The sequence below is a fragment of the Paenibacillus sp. NPDC058177 genome, assembly GCF_042883835.1.
Classification (GTDB): Bacteria; Bacillota; Bacilli; order Paenibacillales; family Paenibacillaceae; genus Paenibacillus_AQ; species Paenibacillus_AQ agri.
Genome location: NZ_JBHVVB010000005.1, coordinates 462,514 through 481,313, shown reverse-complemented (window position 1 = coordinate 481,313; position 18,800 = coordinate 462,514). Strand labels below are relative to the sequence as shown.

Below are 18,800 nucleotides of genomic sequence, written 5' to 3'. Positions count from 1 at the left end.
TTGATAGTGAAATCTTAATAATTCTGAATAAATAAGAGGTATCGTGTGAAAAAGAGAGATATATGCCTATTTTATAATATAAATAAGTGAAAAACGCTAAATACACTATGTGCAAACGTTTTTACAATCATTCATTCCTGTTGTATGATTAATTCAGCGATGAAGCGCTTTCTAAAACTTGTTTAAGCGAATACATACAGGACGAACAGAAAAACGAATATTTTTTTTGTATCTTCTGAAATCGTTTGCGCAAGTTCTTGCACAACATTTTGTCATCATCATAATGCTTCATCAAAAGTGGTATTCAAATTGGGAGGGGTTATTGCAATGAAGTTGAAAAAGCTCATGGTTCTCACCGCAGCGTGTTCTATGGTCCTGTCCATTACAGCGTGCGGCAGCAATACAGCCAATAACGGAGGAAATGCAGCCGCGACGAACGCACCTGCTGACAATGGGGGAGCAAATAATGCGGGTACAGACAGCGGGAACGCAGCTGCCGGTGACATCGTCCCTGAAGACGGCGCATCCCTAATCGTCTGGGAGAGCAAAGAGGAAAGACCATTCACGGAAGAAATCGCGAAGCAATTCACGGCCAAATATAATGTTCCTGTCAAAATCGAAGAAGTAGCAGGTCCGGATCAAGTGACCAAGCTGACCCAGGACGGACCGTCCGGGCTTGCAGCCGATGTCATCAACATTCCGCATGACAACCTGGGTAAAGCTGCAAGTGCGAGCCTTGTGCTTCCAAACGATATTTTTGCCGAGCAGACTAAGGCTGACAACACAGAAGCTTCGATCGTAGGTTCGACGTTTGAGGGGGAATTGTACGGCTATCCAAGAGCGGCTGAGACGTATGCTCTCTACTACAATAAATCTCTGGTAAAAGAAGCGCCGAAGTCTTTCGATGACGTTCTTGCTTTCAGCAAAACGTTCACGGATAAATCCAAGAATAAATACGGAATTATGTGGGAAGTTGGCAACCTGTATTACAACTATCTGTTCATCGCTTCAACTGGCGGTTACCTCTTTGGTGACAACGGTACGAACAAGGATGATATTGGTTTGAACAATGAAGGCGCAATCGAAGGCCTGAATACTTTTGCCAAGCTGAAAGAAGCCCTGCCAATCAAGAGCGGCGATATCAATGCTGATATCAAGCGCAGTCTGTTCAACTCCGGAGACGTAGCTATGGATATTACAGGTCCGTGGGAACTGGCTGGTTACAAAGAGGCTTTGGGCGACAACCTGGGAATTGCCCCAGTGCCTACCATTGCTGGTAAAACAGCAGTCACGTTCTCCGGTATCAAAATTTATGCCGTCAACTCGTTCTCACAGTATCCGAATGCGGCCAAGTTGTATGCACATTTTGCAACCTCCAAGGAATCTCAACTTGAGCTGAACAAGATTATTGGTTCGGTGCCAACGAACAAAGAAGCGCTGGAAGATCCGCAAATCAAAGACGATCCGTACGTGTCTGCTTTTGCAGAACAAGCCAAGAACTCGCAACCGATGCCTTCCATTCCTGAAATGGGCAACGTATGGAGTCCTGTGAATGCCGCACTTCCTGAAATTTGGGATAAGGATGTTGATCCTAAAGTAGCCATGGACAAAGCAGTTCAACAGATCAAGGATCTGAACAATGGTACATCGGCTCAATAATAGCAAGTGCGCTTAGCGATAGCTTGAACAGCACACAGTGGAATCCACTTGCCCGCCGCACGGCGGGCAGTTTCCTTGAATTCCGCGCGGAGAGGAGAACGGAAGAGAAATGCAGCGACACCGAACGAGAGCCGCAATACTGTCGACGATATTTATGGGATTGGGACAAATATATAATCGCCAATTCATCAAGGGACTTATTTTCATAGCTGCTGAAGCTTTAGCCGTCTATTATTTTATTCAAAATCTCGGAAGAGCTTTATGGGGAATCGTGACGCTCGGGGAAACCCCCAGCCACCTGGAGAAAGTGAAGGGCGTCAGCAAGATGGTTCAGGGAGACCATTCCATCTTCATCCTGATTCAAAGCCTGATCACCATTCTCGTACTTATTATCTTTCTTTCCGCTTGGTATATGAATATTAGAGATGCCTATAAGATCGGTGCTGAGCGCGAGGCCGGTCATCAAGCGAACTCCTTCAAGCAGACGGTTCGCTATATTATGGATTACAAGTTTGCGCAGACGTTTCTGATTCTGCCAACCGTAGGTATTCTGTTCTTCACCATTATGCCGATCATCTTCATGATCATGCTGGCGTTCACGAACTATTCTGCACCCGGACATATGCCGCCGGCGAAGCTGGTGGATTGGGTCGGATTCGAGACCTTCCGCAGCCTTCTAGTGCTGAAATCCTGGAGCCATACGTTCTATGGGGTCTTGACCTGGACGATTATCTGGGCGGTTCTGTCTACAGTGACTACCTATTTCGGCGGCTTGCTTGTGGCATTACTAGTCAGCCAACAGGGCATTCGTTTCAAAGGAATTTGGAGAGCGATCCTAATTGTACCTTACGCTGTACCACAGTTGATTTCACTCCTCCTGATGCGCAACCTGTTCAATGGTCAATTCGGGCCGATTAATCAGTATCTCGGGTATTTCGGGCTTGGAGGTTTGCCATGGCTTACTGATCCATTCTGGGCTAAGGTAACGGTTATTCTTGTTAACATGTGGGTCGGAATTCCGGTATCCATGCTGCTGATTATGGGCGTCTTGACTACTATTCCACGTGATATGTACGAAGCGGCTGAGGTTGACGGGGCATCTGCGTATCAGAAATTCCGTATTGTAACGCTGCCGATGATATTATTCTCCACAGCGCCTACGCTGATTACGCAGTTTGCGGGCAATATCAACAACTTTAATGCGATCTTCTTGCTGACAGGCGGTAGTCCGGTGAACGGAGACTATCAATATGCAGGATCAACGGACTTGCTGGTAACCTGGCTGTACAAATTGACGCTTGACCAGAACAAATACAACATGGCTTCGGCAATAGGGATTATCATCTTTATCATTGTAGCTTCATTCTCCCTGTATAATTACCGCCGGACGAAGTCGTTCAAAGAGGAGGATATGATCCAATGATCGGACGCAAATTTGGTAAAACCGTTCGCCTGAGCGCCAGCTACATCGTCCTTGTCATTCTGTCGATAGCCGCGCTGTACCCGGCGCTTTGGATTCTCTTGGCGTCCTTCCGTCCCGGTAAATCGCTGTACAGCAAAACGTTTATTCCTGAGCAATTTACACTGGCTCATTACACCGAGTTGTTTACTTCGCCGGTCTATATGTTCGGTCAGTGGTATGCTAATACGCTGAAGATCTCGATTATGTCCATGCTGATTGGGGTCGTGCTTACCCTGCTCACGAGCTACGCGGTATCCAGATTCCGGTTCAAGGCCCGCAAGACGGCTCTGTCCACCATTCTGATACTAGGCATGTTCCCTGGGTTCATGAGTATGATCGCGATTTACCTGCTGTTAAAAGAGTTCCATCTGCTCGATACGCATCTGGCGCTGATTATCGTCTACGCGGCTGGCGCACCACTCGGTGGTACCTTTATCGCCAAGGGTTTCCTGGACACCATTCCGCGCTCGCTGGATGAAGCGGCCCGGATTGATGGCGCGAGCAATTTCGGGATTTTTGCACGAATCATTCTGCCACTGTCCCGTCCGATGATTACCTACATGGCGTTGACCCAGTTCGTCGGCCCATGGGTAGACTTTATCTTTGCCCGCCTGATTCTGCGCTCCAAGGAGAATTGGACCGTGGCGGTCGGAATGTGGGATATGGTCAACAGCCAACAGAATACTAACTTTACGTTATTCTCTGCCGGTGCGGTGCTGATCGCGGTGCCAATCATGATTCTGTTCGGCTTCCTGCAGCGTCTGCTTGTAGACGGTCTGACAGCAGGGGCTAGCAAAGGTTAGTTCCGACGCTGTTACTATTATAAGATTCAACTGGCAAGTAAACACATAAGCTTCAAGGGAAAGGGGTACAGCCTGTACGCAAGATGTGAGGGCTGTACCCTTTTTGATATCTAAAGAATCATGGGGAGAGAAAGAGTTATGAAACGGTCATGGATTATACGGTTCAAGTCAGTTGGCATGAAGCTATTTCTCATTGTGTTCTGTTCCATAGTCCTACTGTCCACTGTGCTTGGTTTGACTTCTTATTATACGGCAAAAGGGATCATCATGGATGAGGTGGCGGCGGCTTCGGGCCAGTCTATCGTACAGGCTGCCGACAAGCTGGATTTTCTGCTGGCCGAATATGAGGCGCTCTCCCGGCAGTTCGCTGTAGATCCGGTATTAAAAGCTGATTTGGAGACCGCTAACAATAAACAGGTGGGAACGGTGTCAAAAGCCGCTGCGGAGGATCGCATCCGCCGCAAGCTGGATTCCGTCCGGGATTCGGACAAACGGATGGCCGGGATCCGGCTGCTCTCGAAAAGTCTGATTGATGTTGATTCCTACAAGTCTACGGGGACCGGTGCTGTCCGGAGTGATGAGGGTGTAGCCGCCCGGGTGAAGCAGATCGAAGACGCAAAGGGCAATCCGGTCTGGTTCCCTGTGAGGGAGAAAGGATTCTTCGACGTGTACAGCGAGCCTTCTCTGACGATGGGCCGATTGCTGAGAAATATGCAGCATCCCGAGGCTGAATATTACATGCTGATTGAGGTAAAAGGGAGCGCCATCACCAGTCTGCTTGACAATCTTCAAATCGGGGCAGGTGGTGAAATCCGCATTGTCACACCCGAAGGCGGGATTGTGTATGCAACTGACTCCAAGCTGCTGGGTCAGGAAGCCTTCATTAAGGTTCCGGACATGTCAAAAGGCCGGGACAAGCCGGATGCTGCAGGAGTGCCGCAGCTCAATCATTCTTTCACGGCAGCGGATGAGCAGGGGCAGTCCCAATTGGTAGTCTATCAGCCGCTGGGCATCGGTGGCTGGACGATGATGGGCTATGCGCCGGTCAGTGATTTTACAAGCTCAGCCAACAAGCTGTTATACATAACGTTATCCGTTGTGCTGGCAGCGGGTGTTGTTGCCGTACTGATCGGTTATTTACTGCTGCGCTTGGTTGGCAAGCCGCTCGGGAAGCTGGTTGGTTTGATGGAGGAGGGGGAGAAGGGCAACCTTCAGGTTCGTACGAACTTCAAGAGCCAAGATGAGATCGGCCGGCTCGGCCATAGCTTCAACCGGATGATGGAGCAGATTTCACGGCTGGCGGACCAGAGTCGTCTGTCAGCAGACGGAGTGTTGTCGACCTCAGCGCAGCTGGTGAAGGTGTCGGGCACCATCTCGCTGCATGCGAGAGAGGTGGCTGCTGCGACCAGTGAAATCGCTGGTGGTGCAGCCAGCCTGGCCGCAGAGGCCGAACGTGGCCACCGCAATGTGGAGATCATGGGTGAGAAAATGCAAGAGGTCACGGATCTAAACGCTACAATGGACAGTTCAACTGGTAAAATCGTTTCCATCAGCGGCCAAGGCTCGGAAACCATGCGGCAGTTGGTGGAGCAGAGTGAGTCAGTATTGAACCTCATGAATCTCATTCAGGAGAATTCGGCCAAGCTGCGGGAAAGCACACATCTGATCCGCAGCATCCTCAGCCCCATGATCGCTGTCAACAAGCAGACGAATATCCTAGCCCTCAATGCTTCTATAGAAGCGGTAAGAGCAGGAGAGGCGGGAAGAGGTTTTCTGGTGATCGCTGATGAGATCCGTCAACTGGCTAACCAGTCGAATCAGTCCATCCAGTCCGTATCCCAGATTACGGAGGAAATCGGGCAGAATATCGAAAACACGGTGACGGTGGTCAATGAAGCAGCACCGCTATTTGGGAAGCAGATTGCCTCGGTACGGGAATCTTCGGCGATCTTTGACCAAGTCAGGTCAGAGATGGAACAGTTTCTCGGGCATATTACGAATTCTACAGCTGCGGTTAACGAATTGATTGCCTTTCAGCGGCAGCTTGGTGATGCTATGGGTAATGTAAGCGCCGTGGTGCAGCAGAGTAACGCTTCCACGCAAGAGGTTGCGTCCATGTCTACCGAGCAGTCCGTGGTCAGCGAAGAGCTGGTGGCGCTGTCTGGCAAGCTGGAGGGGTTAGCTGAAGAATTGAAGAAGTCGCTGGTTTCTTTTCAGGGATCCTCAGCAGGCTCCATCTCATATGCAGGACCTGAAGCACAGAAATTGTAATAAAGCGCAGTATTTATAGATAAAAGGGAATCTTGAACCGCCATGCGCATGTCGCGCAGCATGGTGGACTTGTCAGAGCCCGGTTCAGTTCCTTACCCCCTAATTATGGAGATTGGCTCTGAGCGGAGTTTTGTTTTAACAGGAAAATGTACCGTTAATTCTCCCCATTTAAGGGTTTTGCTCGAATTAACGGGAAATTCTCCAGTTAATTATCCTTTTTATAAGAAAATCGGGGAAGATTTTAGAGATTAACAGGAGTTTTTCCAGTTAATTTTTTGGGAATCCATCGTTTTAAATAAATAACGGGAGAATTTCCAGTTATTTATTCGCTGTATGACATACTCTTTTACTTTAAGGGATATGCACGCCTGAAGGCTGGGAGGCTATCGTTTGCCTATCGGCTTGCTTATCCGCTTTCCTATCCCTTCTTCAATAAGGCGGTCGCCGACCACAAAAAGAACACGGCAGGTTCAGGAATCCTCCTGAACACCGCCATGTTCTTTTTTCTACGTTATTTTTTAAGCAGATGGGCTTCTCATCAAGGAATATACTTGTTATGGGATAGCCCCTTTTCGACGTGGACAGCAACCGAAGCGTGTTCAGCTGTTCACGGATTCTTTTTTGCCGAAAAAAGTTTTCAGTGCCTGATAGACTTCCTTCTTATCCTTGATCACATAATGCATGAATTGCTCATGCTTCAGGTGCCGATAGGCTGACATCAGCGTGCTGCTGCGGTTATACTGGTTCACTTCACCGTAGCCGAAGAGGTTGCTGCGCTTTAGCAGCTCGCCGATCAGCTTGACGCAGCGCTCGTTGTCAGAAGTAAGATTGTCGCCGTCCGAGAAGTGGAAGGGGTAGATGTTGTATTTGGACGGTGGGTACCTTTGATCAATAATCTCCAGCGCCTTCTGGTAGGCGGAGGAGCAGATGGTTCCACCGCTCTCGCCTCTGGTGAAGAAATCATGCTCGCTGACTTCTTTGGCTTCCGTATGATGGGCCAGAAAAACAATCTCGACCTTCTCATATTGGCGGCGCAGAAAGCGGGTCATCCAGAAGAAGAAGCTGCGGGCGCAGTATTTTTCGAAGGAGCCCATGCTCCCCGATGTGTCCATCATCGCAATAATGACGGCATTGGAATGGGGGATCGTGATATCATCCCATGTCTTGTAGCGCAGATCATCGGGACTGATGCCGTGAATGCCGGGCGTTCCTCTGCTTGCGTTGCGGCGCAGGTTTTCCAGCAGGGTGCGCTTTTTATCGATATTGGACATCATACCCTTTTTGCGGATATCGTTGAAGACGATGGACTTCACTTCAATCTCTTCCTTGTCCTTCGGCTTCAGGTGCGGTAGCTCCATGTCCTGGAACAGAATGTCCTCCAGGTCCTCCAGATCGACCTCGGCCTCGATGGTATCTTGGCCTGGCTGATCACCTGCCCGTTCGCCTTTGCCCGGCTGGGCAGAGGAAGAATCGCGTCCCAGCACGTCTCCGACCTGGCTGTCTCCATCACCCTGCCCGACATGCTTCTGCTTGCGGAAGTTATAGATAATGCGATACTCATCCAGACTGCGGATAGGGACCTTGACGATTTGCTTGCCGTCCGACAATATAATATTCTCTTCGGTAACAAGGTCGGGCAGATTATCCTTGATGGCTTCCCTGACCTTCTGCTGATGGCGTTCCTGATCCTGATGGCCTTTGCGGTGCAGGGACCAGTCTTCTTTGGATACGACAAAGGTAAAGGGACCGGATGATTGCGACAGGATGACCACCTCCCCATGGATATAAGTTGCGCTGTGCAGCCGGACCTTGCCGGCTTGTAAATAAAGTATATTCATGGCAACGAGGGATATGTGATAATCTCAGAAAGTAAAAGGTGAAGTGACCCGTAAAGGAGCAGAGCAGAATGACAACGATTCTATATAAAAACGGAAAGCTGCCGTCCCGCCACGGAGCGGCAGATGCAATCGTAGCTGAGAACGGCGTAATTACCGCCGTAGGGAACGGCAAGGAGCTGGCCTTGCAGCTTGCAGGCCGGTCTTACTCTACTGTGGATTGGGAGGGCGCCCATGTGCTGCCCGGTCTGGTCGATTCCCATCTGCATCTGGGGATGCATGGGATGAAGCTGGACATGCTTGATTTTACCGGCGTGTCCTCCAAGGAAGAGATGTTGCGCATGATCAGGGAACGCGCAGAAGTGACGCCCGCCGGACAGTGGATTCTCGGCTTGGGCTGGAACGAGAATGAGTTCAGCCCGGCGGTTGCTCCCCATGTCGGAGAGCTGGACGAGATCACGGACCGTCACCCCGTGTTCCTGACCCGGACTTGCTTCCACGCTTATCTTGGGAATAGCGAGGCTTTTCGCCGGGCCGGGATTACGGAAGGCACACCAGACTTCGCTTCAGGCGCGTACGGACGCGGCGAGGACGGCCGTCTGAACGGCTGGGTGTATGAGGATGCTTCCGCGCCGTTTATGGCCGTACAGCCCGCGCCAGACTATGCGGCCAAGAAAGAGGCGATGCGCCGCGGGTATCTGGACGCCTTGGCGCATGGGATAACCGCAGTCCACACTGAGGATCTGCGGTTACTGGACAGCGTGGAGACGATGCTGCGGATTCACCGGGAGCTGAAGGAGGAAGGATTGTTCTTCCGCACTCATCAGCTGCTGTACAACACCTATCTGCCGGAGGTGGAGGCGCTAGGTCTTCATGCTGGTCAAGGTGATGAGTGGCTTCGGCTTGGCGCGGTCAAGCTGTTTACCGATGGAGCCATCGGCGGCCGGACGGCGCTGCTGGAGCAGCCTTACAGCGATGCTCCGCATACGTCAGGCATCGCCATCTATACGCAGGAGCAGATTCATGAGATCACCGCTGCTGCCCGCAGGCTTGGTTTTCCGATTGCGGTTCATGCCATCGGGGATGCCGCTGCGCGCATGACGCTTACCGCCATGGAGCATGCGCCGCTCCCTATGTCCGCTGCATTGCCGGACCGGTTCATTCATGCCCAGGTCCTGAATGCCGGACTGGTCCAGCGCATGAAGCAGCTGCGGCTGATCGCAGATATCCAGCCCCGGTTCGTTGCCAGTGACTTTCCTTGGGTACTGGACCGGGTGGGGACAGAGCGGAGAGAATATCTGTATGCCTGGAACAAGCTGCTATCCTCAGGCATCCCATGTGCCGGTGGCAGCGACGCGCCGATTGAGCCAATCAATCCGTTCCTTGGCCTGCATGCCGCCGTCACCCGCCGTAAACCGGAGGAGACTCATGACGGCTATCTGCCTGGGGAGAAGCTCAGCGTAGAAGAAGCGGTGGGACTGTTCACTTCTGGCAGTGCTGTGGCAGCCGGCGAAGAGCATGAGCGTGGCGCCATCGCTGCCGGGCGCTGGGCTGACTTTACGGTTATTGACCGTGATATTCATGCCGATCCGCAAGAGCTGCTGCAGGTGAAGGTCCAAATGACCGTCGTGAATGGTCAGGTGGCGTATAGCGCGACCTGAGCTATGGTTAGGCTGCAGAGGTGCCTGCGGGATATTTTTGCAACCAAGACTCCCAGGTTTACGTTAATAATGGGGTAGGTTAAATAGTTTGATAGAGAATACGATCTGAACCCCAAGGAGGCAGCCAAGATGAGACAGAAACGTTTATTCCCTGCCACAGCAGCAGCTGCTGTATTGCTGATGGCTTTGACCGCTTGTAGCGGAAATAACTCGGCTCAGCCCGCCGGCAACAATGCAACACCGGTGCCGACAGTGACCCCGGCTGAAAGTAATGAGCCCACACCTTCCCCTAGTTCCGAAGCTGATGCAATCATGGGAACTGGAATTTATAATGGTCAGATTGACAACCATTCTGTGGAGATTGAGACGAAGGATGGAGCTACTTCATTCGAATTGGGACTCGGGACGGAGAATGTGCCGGAGACCCTGAATGAAGGCGACTCTGTTATCTTTGAATATGTGGAGAAAACCGTAGAAGGCGATGAGAGTGTAAAGCAGCATATCCTGTTGAACCTTTCTTTGGCAGATACGGGAGGCTGACGCACGACTAGTGTACTTATAAAGGAAAACGGGTGTGCCATTCCTGAAAAGGAGGGCACACCCGTTTGTGTCTACGGTGAATTACCGTGATTAAAGTCCGCCAGCGTTGACGAAGACAGTAGAGATCAGCATCATGAAAAGAAGTACGATGACCCCATTGATAATGGTACCAATAATACCAAACACCTTGCGGCGGTTGCGCAGGGCGAGCCCGACGATGCCGACAACTACGCCAATCACATTCAGGGCTGACAGAATCAGTACGGAAATACCAATAGTGATAATGACTTCAGATGCACTGGCCAATAGATTTCCTGATTGATCGAATACGGAGGCTGCCATCGCGCCTACGACCACAAAAGCAATGACGTAACCGAGCACGGTGACCATACTGATGACGAATGAAGCGATGCCGGGCCCGGAATGCTTGAAATTCTGCTTCATCTCCTGGTAGTGATAGGGTTGCTGGAATTCAGACGGTTGTTCGCTGGCAAACCTGTCTTCTGATTCTGTGTCCAGCGGCTCTTGCTTCGATTGAGGATTATACTCCACAGGCTACACTCCTTTAGAAGAGCTATGAATAAATGTGTACTCCTAACTTTTTCATAAGGTGGAGTTAAAAGCAAGTCTCCGGACGCAAAAAGTTCATGGATTCCGGCTGGAAATGATCTGCGGTGATACGTTAAGATAGGGGAAGCTTATTCTAAGGAGTTGTCTATGATGCAACGCACATTTATGGCTTGGGGCGCCTTGCTGGCGATGCTGGCGGTAGCTATTGGCGCTTTTGGTGCCCATATACTGAAGCCGGTCATCAGCGAGCATTACATGACGGTCTATGAGACTGGCGTGCAGTACCATATGTTCCATGCGCTTGGTTTAGTACTGATTGCTCTGGTTGCGGGACAATGGGGAGAGAGTGCCCGGCTCCGCTGGGCTGGATGGCTGCTGTTGATTGGCATCGTGCTGTTCTCAGGAAGCCTGTATGTCCTGAGCATCACCGGAATCAAGGTGCTCGGCGCTATCACGCCGCTTGGTGGTGTGAGCTTCATTGCAGGCTGGATCTGTCTGGCACTGGAAGCCTTTGCACGCAAACCTCAACGCTAGTCGCACACTATATGATCTTATTTACTAGAATGTCTTGGATTTAACAACAAACAAGCACCCGACCTTGATGATAAGGCGGGTGCTTGTTTGTTGTTGGCCTGTTATGCCGTTCTTTACGAAAACTCGTCGATCTCGTACAAACTGAAGGTGTACACTTGCTTCTCATCGACATGATAGACGCTGATCGAGTTGTCTGTCTCATCAAAATTCAAAATGCGGCAGGGAATGGATACCTGCTGTCCGCGGCGGTTCGCTCTCAGGCGGACCAACTGATTATTCTGAATATACTGACGGATCTTTCCATGCACATCGGAAGGCCCGTTGTCGGGAGCTTTCTCTGCGCTTGGCTCCGCTTGTTGCGGTGTTTGCTTCTTCGTCTGCTTCGCTGGCAATTTTATGGGTGTAGGAGGGGGAGTCTCCTGCTGCAGAGCCATTTTAGCCGAACGGAGAAGACTGTCTATTGTTCGCCCCAATTCAAGGCCCGAATTAATGTTAAAATCGGTAATCTTGTCATTGTTGTTCAACATCTCAAGCAAATATTGCAAGGCAAGCGGGTTGGTACGGGCATTGATCAGGATGTCGACGTTGAAAAGATAATTACCGTCCGTGTTTTGCAGTTTCTTGTCCATATTTCCCCCAGCTCAAATCGTTTGAAAACGATCTTTCAAAATAATAATAAAGCTTAATAAACTATACCACTAAACAGGACGAAAGCATATACCTCGTAATGGGGGAACGCGGACTTCATTTCTCTTTTGCCCATATGGAAATTATAGGTCTATCGTCCACACGCGGAGAGCTGGGTATGAATACAAATACATCGTGGATCGTCAAAACAAGGAGGTGTTGTCTGTGGTTACTTTGGAGCCCATTACGGTAGGGGGCCATGTCCTGGTCGGAGTGGAAGTCAAACTCCCCAAAACAACATTGCTTACCATCAGCACAAGCCGGGGTTACATTATGTGCGGTGCCCTGGACGTAGGCCTGCTGAATGAGAAGCTGAGCGACCGCGGGATCATCGCTGCGCGTGCAGTAGGCGTGCGGACGTTGTCGCAACTACTCGAAGCACCACTGGAGTCAGTAACTATAGAAGCAGAAAATCTGGGGATTCTTCCGGGTATGCCCGGATCGGAAGCATTGCTCCGCATGCTTTGAGATTCCAGATATCTTTTACTGAGGATAAGAAGTCCAGAGGGCCTGCGGGCCCTTTTTTGAATGTCATGAAGGGGGCATAAGGGGCTGCTTCTTGGTTCATCCTACATACGGAAGGGTAAATGGAGAATAGACAACGCTAGGCCGGACAGAAACCTGCAGCCGGTTAATCTACGGATAAGGAAGGGATAGAGAATGGCTAAAGCAACGAATAAAGTCGATACTGCATCGCTGGAACAAATTCTGAACCGTGAGGTAGCCAACCTGAATGTGTTGTACGTAAAAATTCATAACTATCACTGGTATGTAAAAGGAGAGCAGTTCTTCTCCCTGCATGTTAAATTTGAAGAGTTATATGACGATATCACGCTCAAAATGGATGAGGTGGCGGAGCGCCTGCTGAGCATCAAGGGACGTCCTGCCGCTACATTGAAGGAATATCTCGAACTGGCTACCATCCAGGAAGCAACGGGCAAGGAGGATACACGGGCGATGGTTCAGACCCTGATTGAAGACTTCGCGACTGTATCGGAGGAGCTGACGGAAGGGATTGAACTGGCGGAAAAAGGAAACGATCAGCCGACAGCCGATCTGTTCATCAAAATCCGCAGCGATCTGGAGAAGCAGCAATGGATGCTACGTTCTTTTCTGGGATAAAACTGCTGGATAGCAGACAAGTCATTTTGAGTTAAATAATGATAGTTCAGGATTCAAAAGAGCCTCCCGGCGGGAGGCTCTTCTTGTTGATTGAGGGATGCGCTTCATGAAAATTTGTAGACTTCTGTCACAAAAGCTATAATTCATGTATATCTAGCTTGAAGGGAGAGAATGTTCGCCGATGCCAGTCCTATAGCCCTGAAAATTGTAGATCAGCGTTTGTAAAAGAAGCTCATTTATAATAAAATTAATGAGAATCATTGATAATCAGGGATTTTCAATTTATAATAATTTTAATGTGATATACAATCTAATTGTGCTGGCAATCAGGGAACGCCCTGCTAAATACACATGCAGCTTTCTGATTTCGCAAATCACGAAAAATGGAGGGAATAACAGTTATGGCAGCAGAATTTGTCATCGAGGGATTGAAAGCGACGATTGAAGGGAAAGAGATTTTGAAAGGAATTAACCTTTCCATGAAGGGTGGAGAAATTCACGCGATCATGGGTCCGAATGGTACAGGTAAGAGTACACTGGCTTCCGCTTTGATGGGCCATCCTAAATATGAAGTAACTGAAGGAACAGCAACACTTGAAGGTGAAGACCTTCTGGAGATGGCTGTAGACGAGCGCGCACGCGCCGGTCTGTTCCTGGCAATGCAATATCCGAGCGAAATTTCCGGAGTAACTAACTCCGACTTCCTGCGCAGTGCAATCAACGCACGTCGTGAGGAAGGCAACGAAATTTCACTGATCCGCTTTATCCGTCAAATGGAAGCGAAGATGAAGGAACTCGACATGAACCCTGAATTCCTGCACCGTTACCTGAACGAAGGCTTCTCCGGCGGAGAGAAAAAGCGTAACGAAATCCTGCAAATGATGATGCTGGATCCTAAGATTGTCGTGCTGGATGAGATTGACTCCGGTCTTGACATCGATGCACTCAAAATCGTAGCAGAAGGCGTTAACTCTATGCGTAGCGAAGAGCGCGGCTTCCTGGTTATTACGCACTACCAACGTTTGCTTAACTACATCAAACCAGATTTCGTACACGTAATGATGCAAGGCCGTATCGTGAAATCCGGTGGTCCTGAGCTGGCACAGCGCCTTGAAGCTGAGGGTTATGAATGGATTAAGGAAGAGCTGGGCATTGAAGACGAGACTGTAGGACAAGAAGCTTAAGAGACGCCAGGAAGGAGGAGACCACTTATGACGACGCAAACCATTCTTCCGGTGGACGCCAAAGCCCTGAGCGAACTATCGCAAAGCAACGGCGAACCAAACTGGCTTCAAGCAAGCCGTTTGAGTGCACTGGAACTGGCAGCCGAACTTGAACTGCCTAAACTCGAAAAAACCAAGATTGATCCATGGAATGTGGACAATTACGGAACCTATAAATCAAGTCAAACACTGACTGACCTGAGTGCAGTCCCAGCTTCTATTGCAGAACTGGTGAAGGACCAGGAGCAGGGCAACCTGATTATTCAGCGCAACTCTGGTGCAGTGTACACTCACCTCTCCCCAGAACTCGCAGCACAAGGTGTGATCTTTACTGATCTGCAGACTGCTGCTAGAGAGCATGGTGAATTGGTACAGCGGTACCTGCATCAAGCCGTGAAGCCTGAAGAGCACTCCATTGCGGCGCTACATGCTGCACTTTGGAACGGAGGGGTGTTCCTCTACGTGCCGAAGAATGTCGTTATTGAAACGCCATTGCAGGCAGTGTTGCTTACAGATGACGCAGAAGCAGCCTTCGTTCCGCACATCCTGATTGTTGCGGACACGAACAGTTCTGTAACCTACGTCGACAACTATGTATCGGACAAGGCGGAAGCCGGTCTGCATAACGGTGCTGTGGAAGTGTTCGTTGGTGCTGGTGCGCATGTGCGTTATGCTACCGTTCACCAACTGGGTGCAGATACTGCGGATATTACCTATCGCCGTGCTATCGTGGATAACGATGGAACGATTGAATGGATCGTCGGCGAGATGAACTATGGCCATACAGCAAGTGATACTAAGTCGATCCTGAAGGGTAATGGCTCAAGCTCGGATGCTAAAGTTATTGCTGTAGGTTCTGGTTCACAGAAGCTGAACTATACTACACAAGCACAGCATTTTGGAAAAAACACACCAAGTGACATGATCACTCGTGCAGTAATGCGTGAGGAAGCTAATTCGATCATTAACGGAATTACCAAGATCGAGAAGGGCGCAACCCGTGCAGACGGTCAGCAGACAGAAAAAGTCCTGATGCTGAGTCCAAAAGCACGCGGCGACGCTAACCCGATTCTGCTGATAGATGAAGATGATGTTACAGCAGGCCATGCCGCTTCCGTAGGACAGGTCAATCCCGAGCAGGTCTACTACCTGATGTCCCGCGGAATCTCCAGACGTGACGCGGAAGCATTGATCATCTACGGCTTCCTGGCACCTGTCGTGTCTCAAATTCCACTGGAGGGACTGCGGACCCAGCTCCAATCCCTAGTGGAAAGGAAGTTAGGACAATGAATAGCACCATCCGCGAACAGTTCCCTATCCTGAACCAGAATATTAACGGGCATCCGCTCGTGTATCTGGACAGTGCGGCAACTTCGCAGAAGCCGCGCCAGGTGATTGAGGCGCTCAAGCATTATTATGAATGGGACAATGCCAATGTGCACCGCGGGGTGCACACTCTGGGCAGCCGGGCAACGGATGCCTATGAAGGCGCGCGTGAGAAGCTTGCCAAGTTCATCAATGCGCGGAGCACGAAGGAAATTATTTTCACACGTGGTACCACGACTGCTCTGAATCTGGTTGCTTCCTCGTATGGCCCTGCCAATGTTGGCGAAGGCGATGAGATTGTGCTCACCCAAATGGAGCATCACAGCAACTTGATCCCTTGGCAGCAGCTTGCTAAGAAGACAGGAGCGACTCTGAAGTATATCCCGCTGCAACAAGATGGCAACATAACCTTGGAGGATGCGGAGAAAACCATTACAGACCGGACCAAGATCGTGGCAATCGCGTATGTGTCCAATGTTATGGGGGTCACCCATCCGATCAAGGAGCTTGCAGCTATCGCTCACCGTCATGGTGCAGTGATTGTAGTGGATGGTGCACAGAGTACTCCGCATCTTAAGGTTGATGTGCAGGATCTGGATTGTGATTTCTACACACTGTCCGGGCATAAAATGTGCGCACCTACCGGCATCGGTGCCCTCTACGGAAAGAGGGCGCTGCTGGAAGCCATGGAACCCGTAGAATTCGGCGGTGAAATGATTGATGATGTGGGCCTGTATGAATCCACCTGGAAAGAGCTTCCGTGGAAATTCGAAGGCGGCACACCGATCATCGCTGGCGCTGTCGGACTGGGGGCTGCAATTGATTTCCTGCAGGAAATCGGGATGGATGCCATCCACCGTCATGAGATGAAGCTTGCCGCTTATGCTGAGCAGCGGTTGTCCCAAATCGACGATCTGACGATTTATGGACCCCGCAACCGCGAGGTTGGCGTTGTAACCTTCAATCTCGGGGATGTGCATCCCCATGATGTAGCGACTGTCCTGGATGCCGAAGGCGTAGCTGTTCGTGCAGGCCATCATTGCTGCCAACCGCTCATGCGCTGGCTGCAGGTCAGCTCAACGGCTCGGGCCAGCTTCTATCTCTACAACACCGAAGAGGATGTAGACCGGCTGGTGGATGCGTTAATCAAGGCAAAGGAGTATTTCACCTATGAACTTGGATGATTTGTACAGACGCGTAATTATGGACCACTACAAGAACCCACGGAATCGCGGCTCATTCGAGGACGATGCCTTGAAGATTGAACTGAACAACCCGACTTGCGGCGACCGCATTACGCTTCAGCTCAAGGTGGAGGATGGTGTTGTCAAGGATGCACGTTATAACGGTGAAGGCTGCTCAATCAGCATGTCATCTGCATCCATGATGACTGAAGCTGTTAAAGGCAAAACCGTAGCGGTGGCGCTGGATATGGCGGATCGTTTCTCCGGCCTCATGAAAGGCGAACCGGTGGAGTTCGAAGGCTATGAAGACATCGAGGCCCTCTCGGGCGTGAATAAATTTCCAGCGCGGATCAAATGTGCCACATTGGCCTGGAACGCGCTTCGTAAAGGTATAGACGAAGAAGAGAAACATTAATAACAGCAAACAAGGAGGCTGACACCATGGCTAAGAAAGCGCCTGATATGGAGGAATACCAGTATGGTTTCCGCGATGAGCACAAGTCGATCTTTCAGTCCGGTAAAGGGCTGACTCCCGAGATCGTACGTGAAATTTCAGCGATCAAGAATGAACCTGAGTGGATGCTTGAATTCCGCTTGAAATCGCTGGAACAGTTCTACAAAATGCCGATGCCAAAATGGGGCGGCAACCTGGATGATCTAGATTTTGACGATATCCAGTACTATGTAAGACCTTCCGAGAAGCAAGGAAAGACTTGGGAGGAAGTTCCTTCCGAGATTAAGGAAACCTTCGACAAGCTGGGTATCCCGGAAGCGGAGCAGAAGTTCCTGGCGGGTGTCTCGGCACAGTATGAGTCCGAGGTTGTCTACCACAGCATGCAGAAGAGCCTTGAAGATCAAGGGGTTATCTTCACCGATACCGACACAGCACTGCGTGAGCACCCGGAATTGTTCAAGAAGTTCTTCGGAACCATTATCCCGCCTGCGGATAACAAGTTCGCTGCATTGAACAGTGCCGTATGGTCCGGCGGAAGCTTTATCTATGTTCCTAAGGGTGTGAAATGTGAAGTGCCATTGCAGGCTTACTTCCGTATCAACTCCGAGAACATGGGACAATTCGAGCGTACGCTGATCCTTGCTGACGAAGACAGCTTCGTGCATTACGTAGAAGGCTGTACAGCACCGATCTACAGCACGAACTCCCTGCACAGTGCGGTTGTTGAAATCCTGTGCATGAAGAATGCACGTGTTCGTTACACTACGATTCAGAACTGGGCGCCGAACATCTACAACCTCGTTACTAAACGTGCGGTTGCAGAAGAAAATGCGACTATGGAATGGGTAGATGGCAACATCGGCTCCAAGCTGACCATGAAATATCCAGCTGTTGTGCTTAAAGGCCGCGGAGCGAAAGGTTCCGTTCTTTCGATCGCAGTAGCAGGTAAAGATCAGCATCAGGATGCCGGCGCCAAAATGATCCACTTGGCTCCAGACACTACATCCACTATCGTCTCGAAATCGATCAGTAAGCATGGCGGTAAAGTAACTTACCGCGGTCTGGCTTCCTTCGGCCGTCAGGCGGAAGGTGCGAAATCGAACATTAAGTGCGATACACTCATTCTGGATAATGAATCCACTTCGGATACCATTCCATACAATGAGATTAAGAACGATAACATCATCCTGGAGCATGAAGCGACCGTATCCAAGGTATCTGAGGAGCAATTGTTCTACCTCATGAGCCGTGGTCTTTCGGAAGCCGAAGCGACTCAAATGATTATCATGGGCTTCATTGAGCCATTCACCAAAGAACTTCCGATGGAATATGCGGTAGAGATGAACCGTCTCATTAAGTTCGAGATGGAAGGCAGTATCGGTTAATTAAGAGCTGTCTTTAAGATTTGGCATATAAAACGTGTCCGCAGCAACTTGGAGGTGCAAACGTCCAGGCTGTGCGGACACGTT

General features: G+C 50.2%; 17 protein-coding genes. 14 read left to right on the top strand and 3 right to left on the bottom strand.

The features are described 5' to 3' along the window. The first annotated feature begins 327 nt into the window (after nt 1–327). The 4 genes from ACFVU8_RS21620 (at nt 328) to ACFVU8_RS21605 (ending at nt 6,195) form a co-directional block, all read left to right on the top strand. A complete protein-coding gene (locus tag ACFVU8_RS21620; RefSeq protein ID WP_387430096.1) occupies nt 328–1,659 on the top strand; it encodes a sugar ABC transporter substrate-binding protein in 1,332 nt (443 codons plus the stop codon). A 109-nt stretch (nt 1,660–1,768) separates the two neighbouring features. Further along, nucleotides 1,769–3,082, top strand: a complete 1,314-nt coding sequence (locus ACFVU8_RS21615) for a sugar ABC transporter permease (protein ID WP_387430094.1) — start codon at nt 1,769–1,771, stop codon at nt 3,080–3,082. Further along, a complete protein-coding gene (locus tag ACFVU8_RS21610; protein ID WP_379464987.1) occupies nt 3,079–3,924 on the top strand; it encodes a sugar ABC transporter permease in 846 nt (281 codons plus the stop codon). Before ACFVU8_RS21615 ends, ACFVU8_RS21610 begins: the two co-directional genes overlap by 4 nt. Nucleotides 3,925–4,062: 138 nt before the next feature. Then, on the top strand, nt 4,063–6,195 hold the full coding sequence (locus ACFVU8_RS21605) for a methyl-accepting chemotaxis protein (RefSeq protein ID WP_387430092.1): 2,133 nt from the start codon (nt 4,063–4,065) through the stop codon (nt 6,193–6,195). A 599-nt stretch (nt 6,196–6,794) separates the two neighbouring features. On the opposite strand, the gene yhbH is transcribed toward ACFVU8_RS21605, so the two are convergent. Then, nucleotides 6,795–8,033 carry a sporulation protein YhbH gene (gene yhbH / locus ACFVU8_RS21600; protein WP_387430090.1) on the bottom strand — a complete coding sequence of 413 codons (1,239 nt, stop codon included), beginning with the start codon at nt 8,031–8,033 and terminating at the stop codon, nt 6,795–6,797. A gap of 68 nt (nt 8,034–8,101) precedes the next feature. Here yhbH and ACFVU8_RS21595 point away from each other — a divergent pair, with 68 nt between their 5' ends. Together ACFVU8_RS21595 and ACFVU8_RS21590 are read left to right on the top strand one after the other, a co-directional pair. Beyond that, entirely contained in the window at nt 8,102–9,691 is a 1,590-nt protein-coding gene (locus ACFVU8_RS21595) for an amidohydrolase (RefSeq protein ID WP_387430088.1), read from the top strand. A 129-nt stretch (nt 9,692–9,820) separates the two neighbouring features. Continuing rightward, nucleotides 9,821–10,231 carry a hypothetical protein gene (locus ACFVU8_RS21590; protein ID WP_379464984.1) on the top strand — a complete coding sequence of 137 codons (411 nt, stop codon included), beginning with the start codon at nt 9,821–9,823 and terminating at the stop codon, nt 10,229–10,231. A 90-nt stretch (nt 10,232–10,321) separates the two neighbouring features. Here ACFVU8_RS21590 and ACFVU8_RS21585 read toward each other — a convergent pair whose 3' ends face one another. Then, on the bottom strand, nt 10,322–10,783 hold the full coding sequence (locus ACFVU8_RS21585) for a hypothetical protein (protein WP_387430086.1): 462 nt from the start codon (nt 10,781–10,783) through the stop codon (nt 10,322–10,324). A 168-nt stretch (nt 10,784–10,951) separates the two neighbouring features. On the opposite strand from ACFVU8_RS21585, the gene ACFVU8_RS21580 reads away from it, so the two are divergent. Continuing rightward, nucleotides 10,952–11,335: a DUF423 domain-containing protein gene (locus ACFVU8_RS21580; RefSeq protein WP_379465524.1), complete on the top strand. Its 384-nt coding sequence runs from the start codon at nt 10,952–10,954 to the stop codon at nt 11,333–11,335. Between the two features lie 113 nt (nt 11,336–11,448). Here ACFVU8_RS21580 and ACFVU8_RS21575 read toward each other — a convergent pair whose 3' ends face one another. Continuing rightward, nucleotides 11,449–11,964, bottom strand: coding sequence for a hypothetical protein (locus tag ACFVU8_RS21575; protein ID WP_379464982.1), 516 nt, complete (start codon nt 11,962–11,964; stop codon nt 11,449–11,451). A gap of 223 nt (nt 11,965–12,187) precedes the next feature. Between ACFVU8_RS21575 and ACFVU8_RS21570 the strand changes: the two genes are divergently transcribed. From ACFVU8_RS21570 to sufB, 7 genes are all read left to right on the top strand, one after another. Next, complete coding sequence (locus ACFVU8_RS21570; RefSeq protein ID WP_066374063.1) at nt 12,188–12,490, top strand: YunC family protein; 303 nt, start codon at nt 12,188–12,190, stop codon at nt 12,488–12,490. A 192-nt stretch (nt 12,491–12,682) separates the two neighbouring features. Continuing rightward, on the top strand, nt 12,683–13,144 hold the full coding sequence (locus tag ACFVU8_RS21565) for a Dps family protein (protein WP_175374196.1): 462 nt from the start codon (nt 12,683–12,685) through the stop codon (nt 13,142–13,144). 401 nt (nt 13,145–13,545) lie between these two features. Beyond that, complete coding sequence (gene sufC, locus ACFVU8_RS21560; RefSeq protein ID WP_175374197.1) at nt 13,546–14,328, top strand: Fe-S cluster assembly ATPase SufC; 783 nt, start codon at nt 13,546–13,548, stop codon at nt 14,326–14,328. A 27-nt stretch (nt 14,329–14,355) separates the two neighbouring features. Continuing rightward, nucleotides 14,356–15,657 (top strand): Fe-S cluster assembly protein SufD, encoded by a 1,302-nt coding sequence (sufD, locus tag ACFVU8_RS21555; protein WP_379464980.1) that lies wholly within the window; start codon nt 14,356–14,358, stop codon nt 15,655–15,657. Then, nucleotides 15,654–16,877: a cysteine desulfurase gene (locus tag ACFVU8_RS21550; protein ID WP_379464979.1), complete on the top strand. Its 1,224-nt coding sequence runs from the start codon at nt 15,654–15,656 to the stop codon at nt 16,875–16,877. Before sufD ends, ACFVU8_RS21550 begins: the two co-directional genes overlap by 4 nt. Beyond that, the gene (sufU, locus tag ACFVU8_RS21545) at nt 16,864–17,292 is read left to right on the top strand and encodes a Fe-S cluster assembly sulfur transfer protein SufU (RefSeq protein WP_066374069.1); all 429 of its coding nucleotides are present in this window, start codon (nt 16,864–16,866) and stop codon (nt 17,290–17,292) included. Before ACFVU8_RS21550 ends, sufU begins: the two co-directional genes overlap by 14 nt. 26 nt (nt 17,293–17,318) lie before the next feature. Beyond that, nucleotides 17,319–18,716: a Fe-S cluster assembly protein SufB gene (gene sufB / locus ACFVU8_RS21540; protein ID WP_175374200.1), complete on the top strand. Its 1,398-nt coding sequence runs from the start codon at nt 17,319–17,321 to the stop codon at nt 18,714–18,716. Nucleotides 18,717–18,800 lie beyond the last annotated feature (84 nt).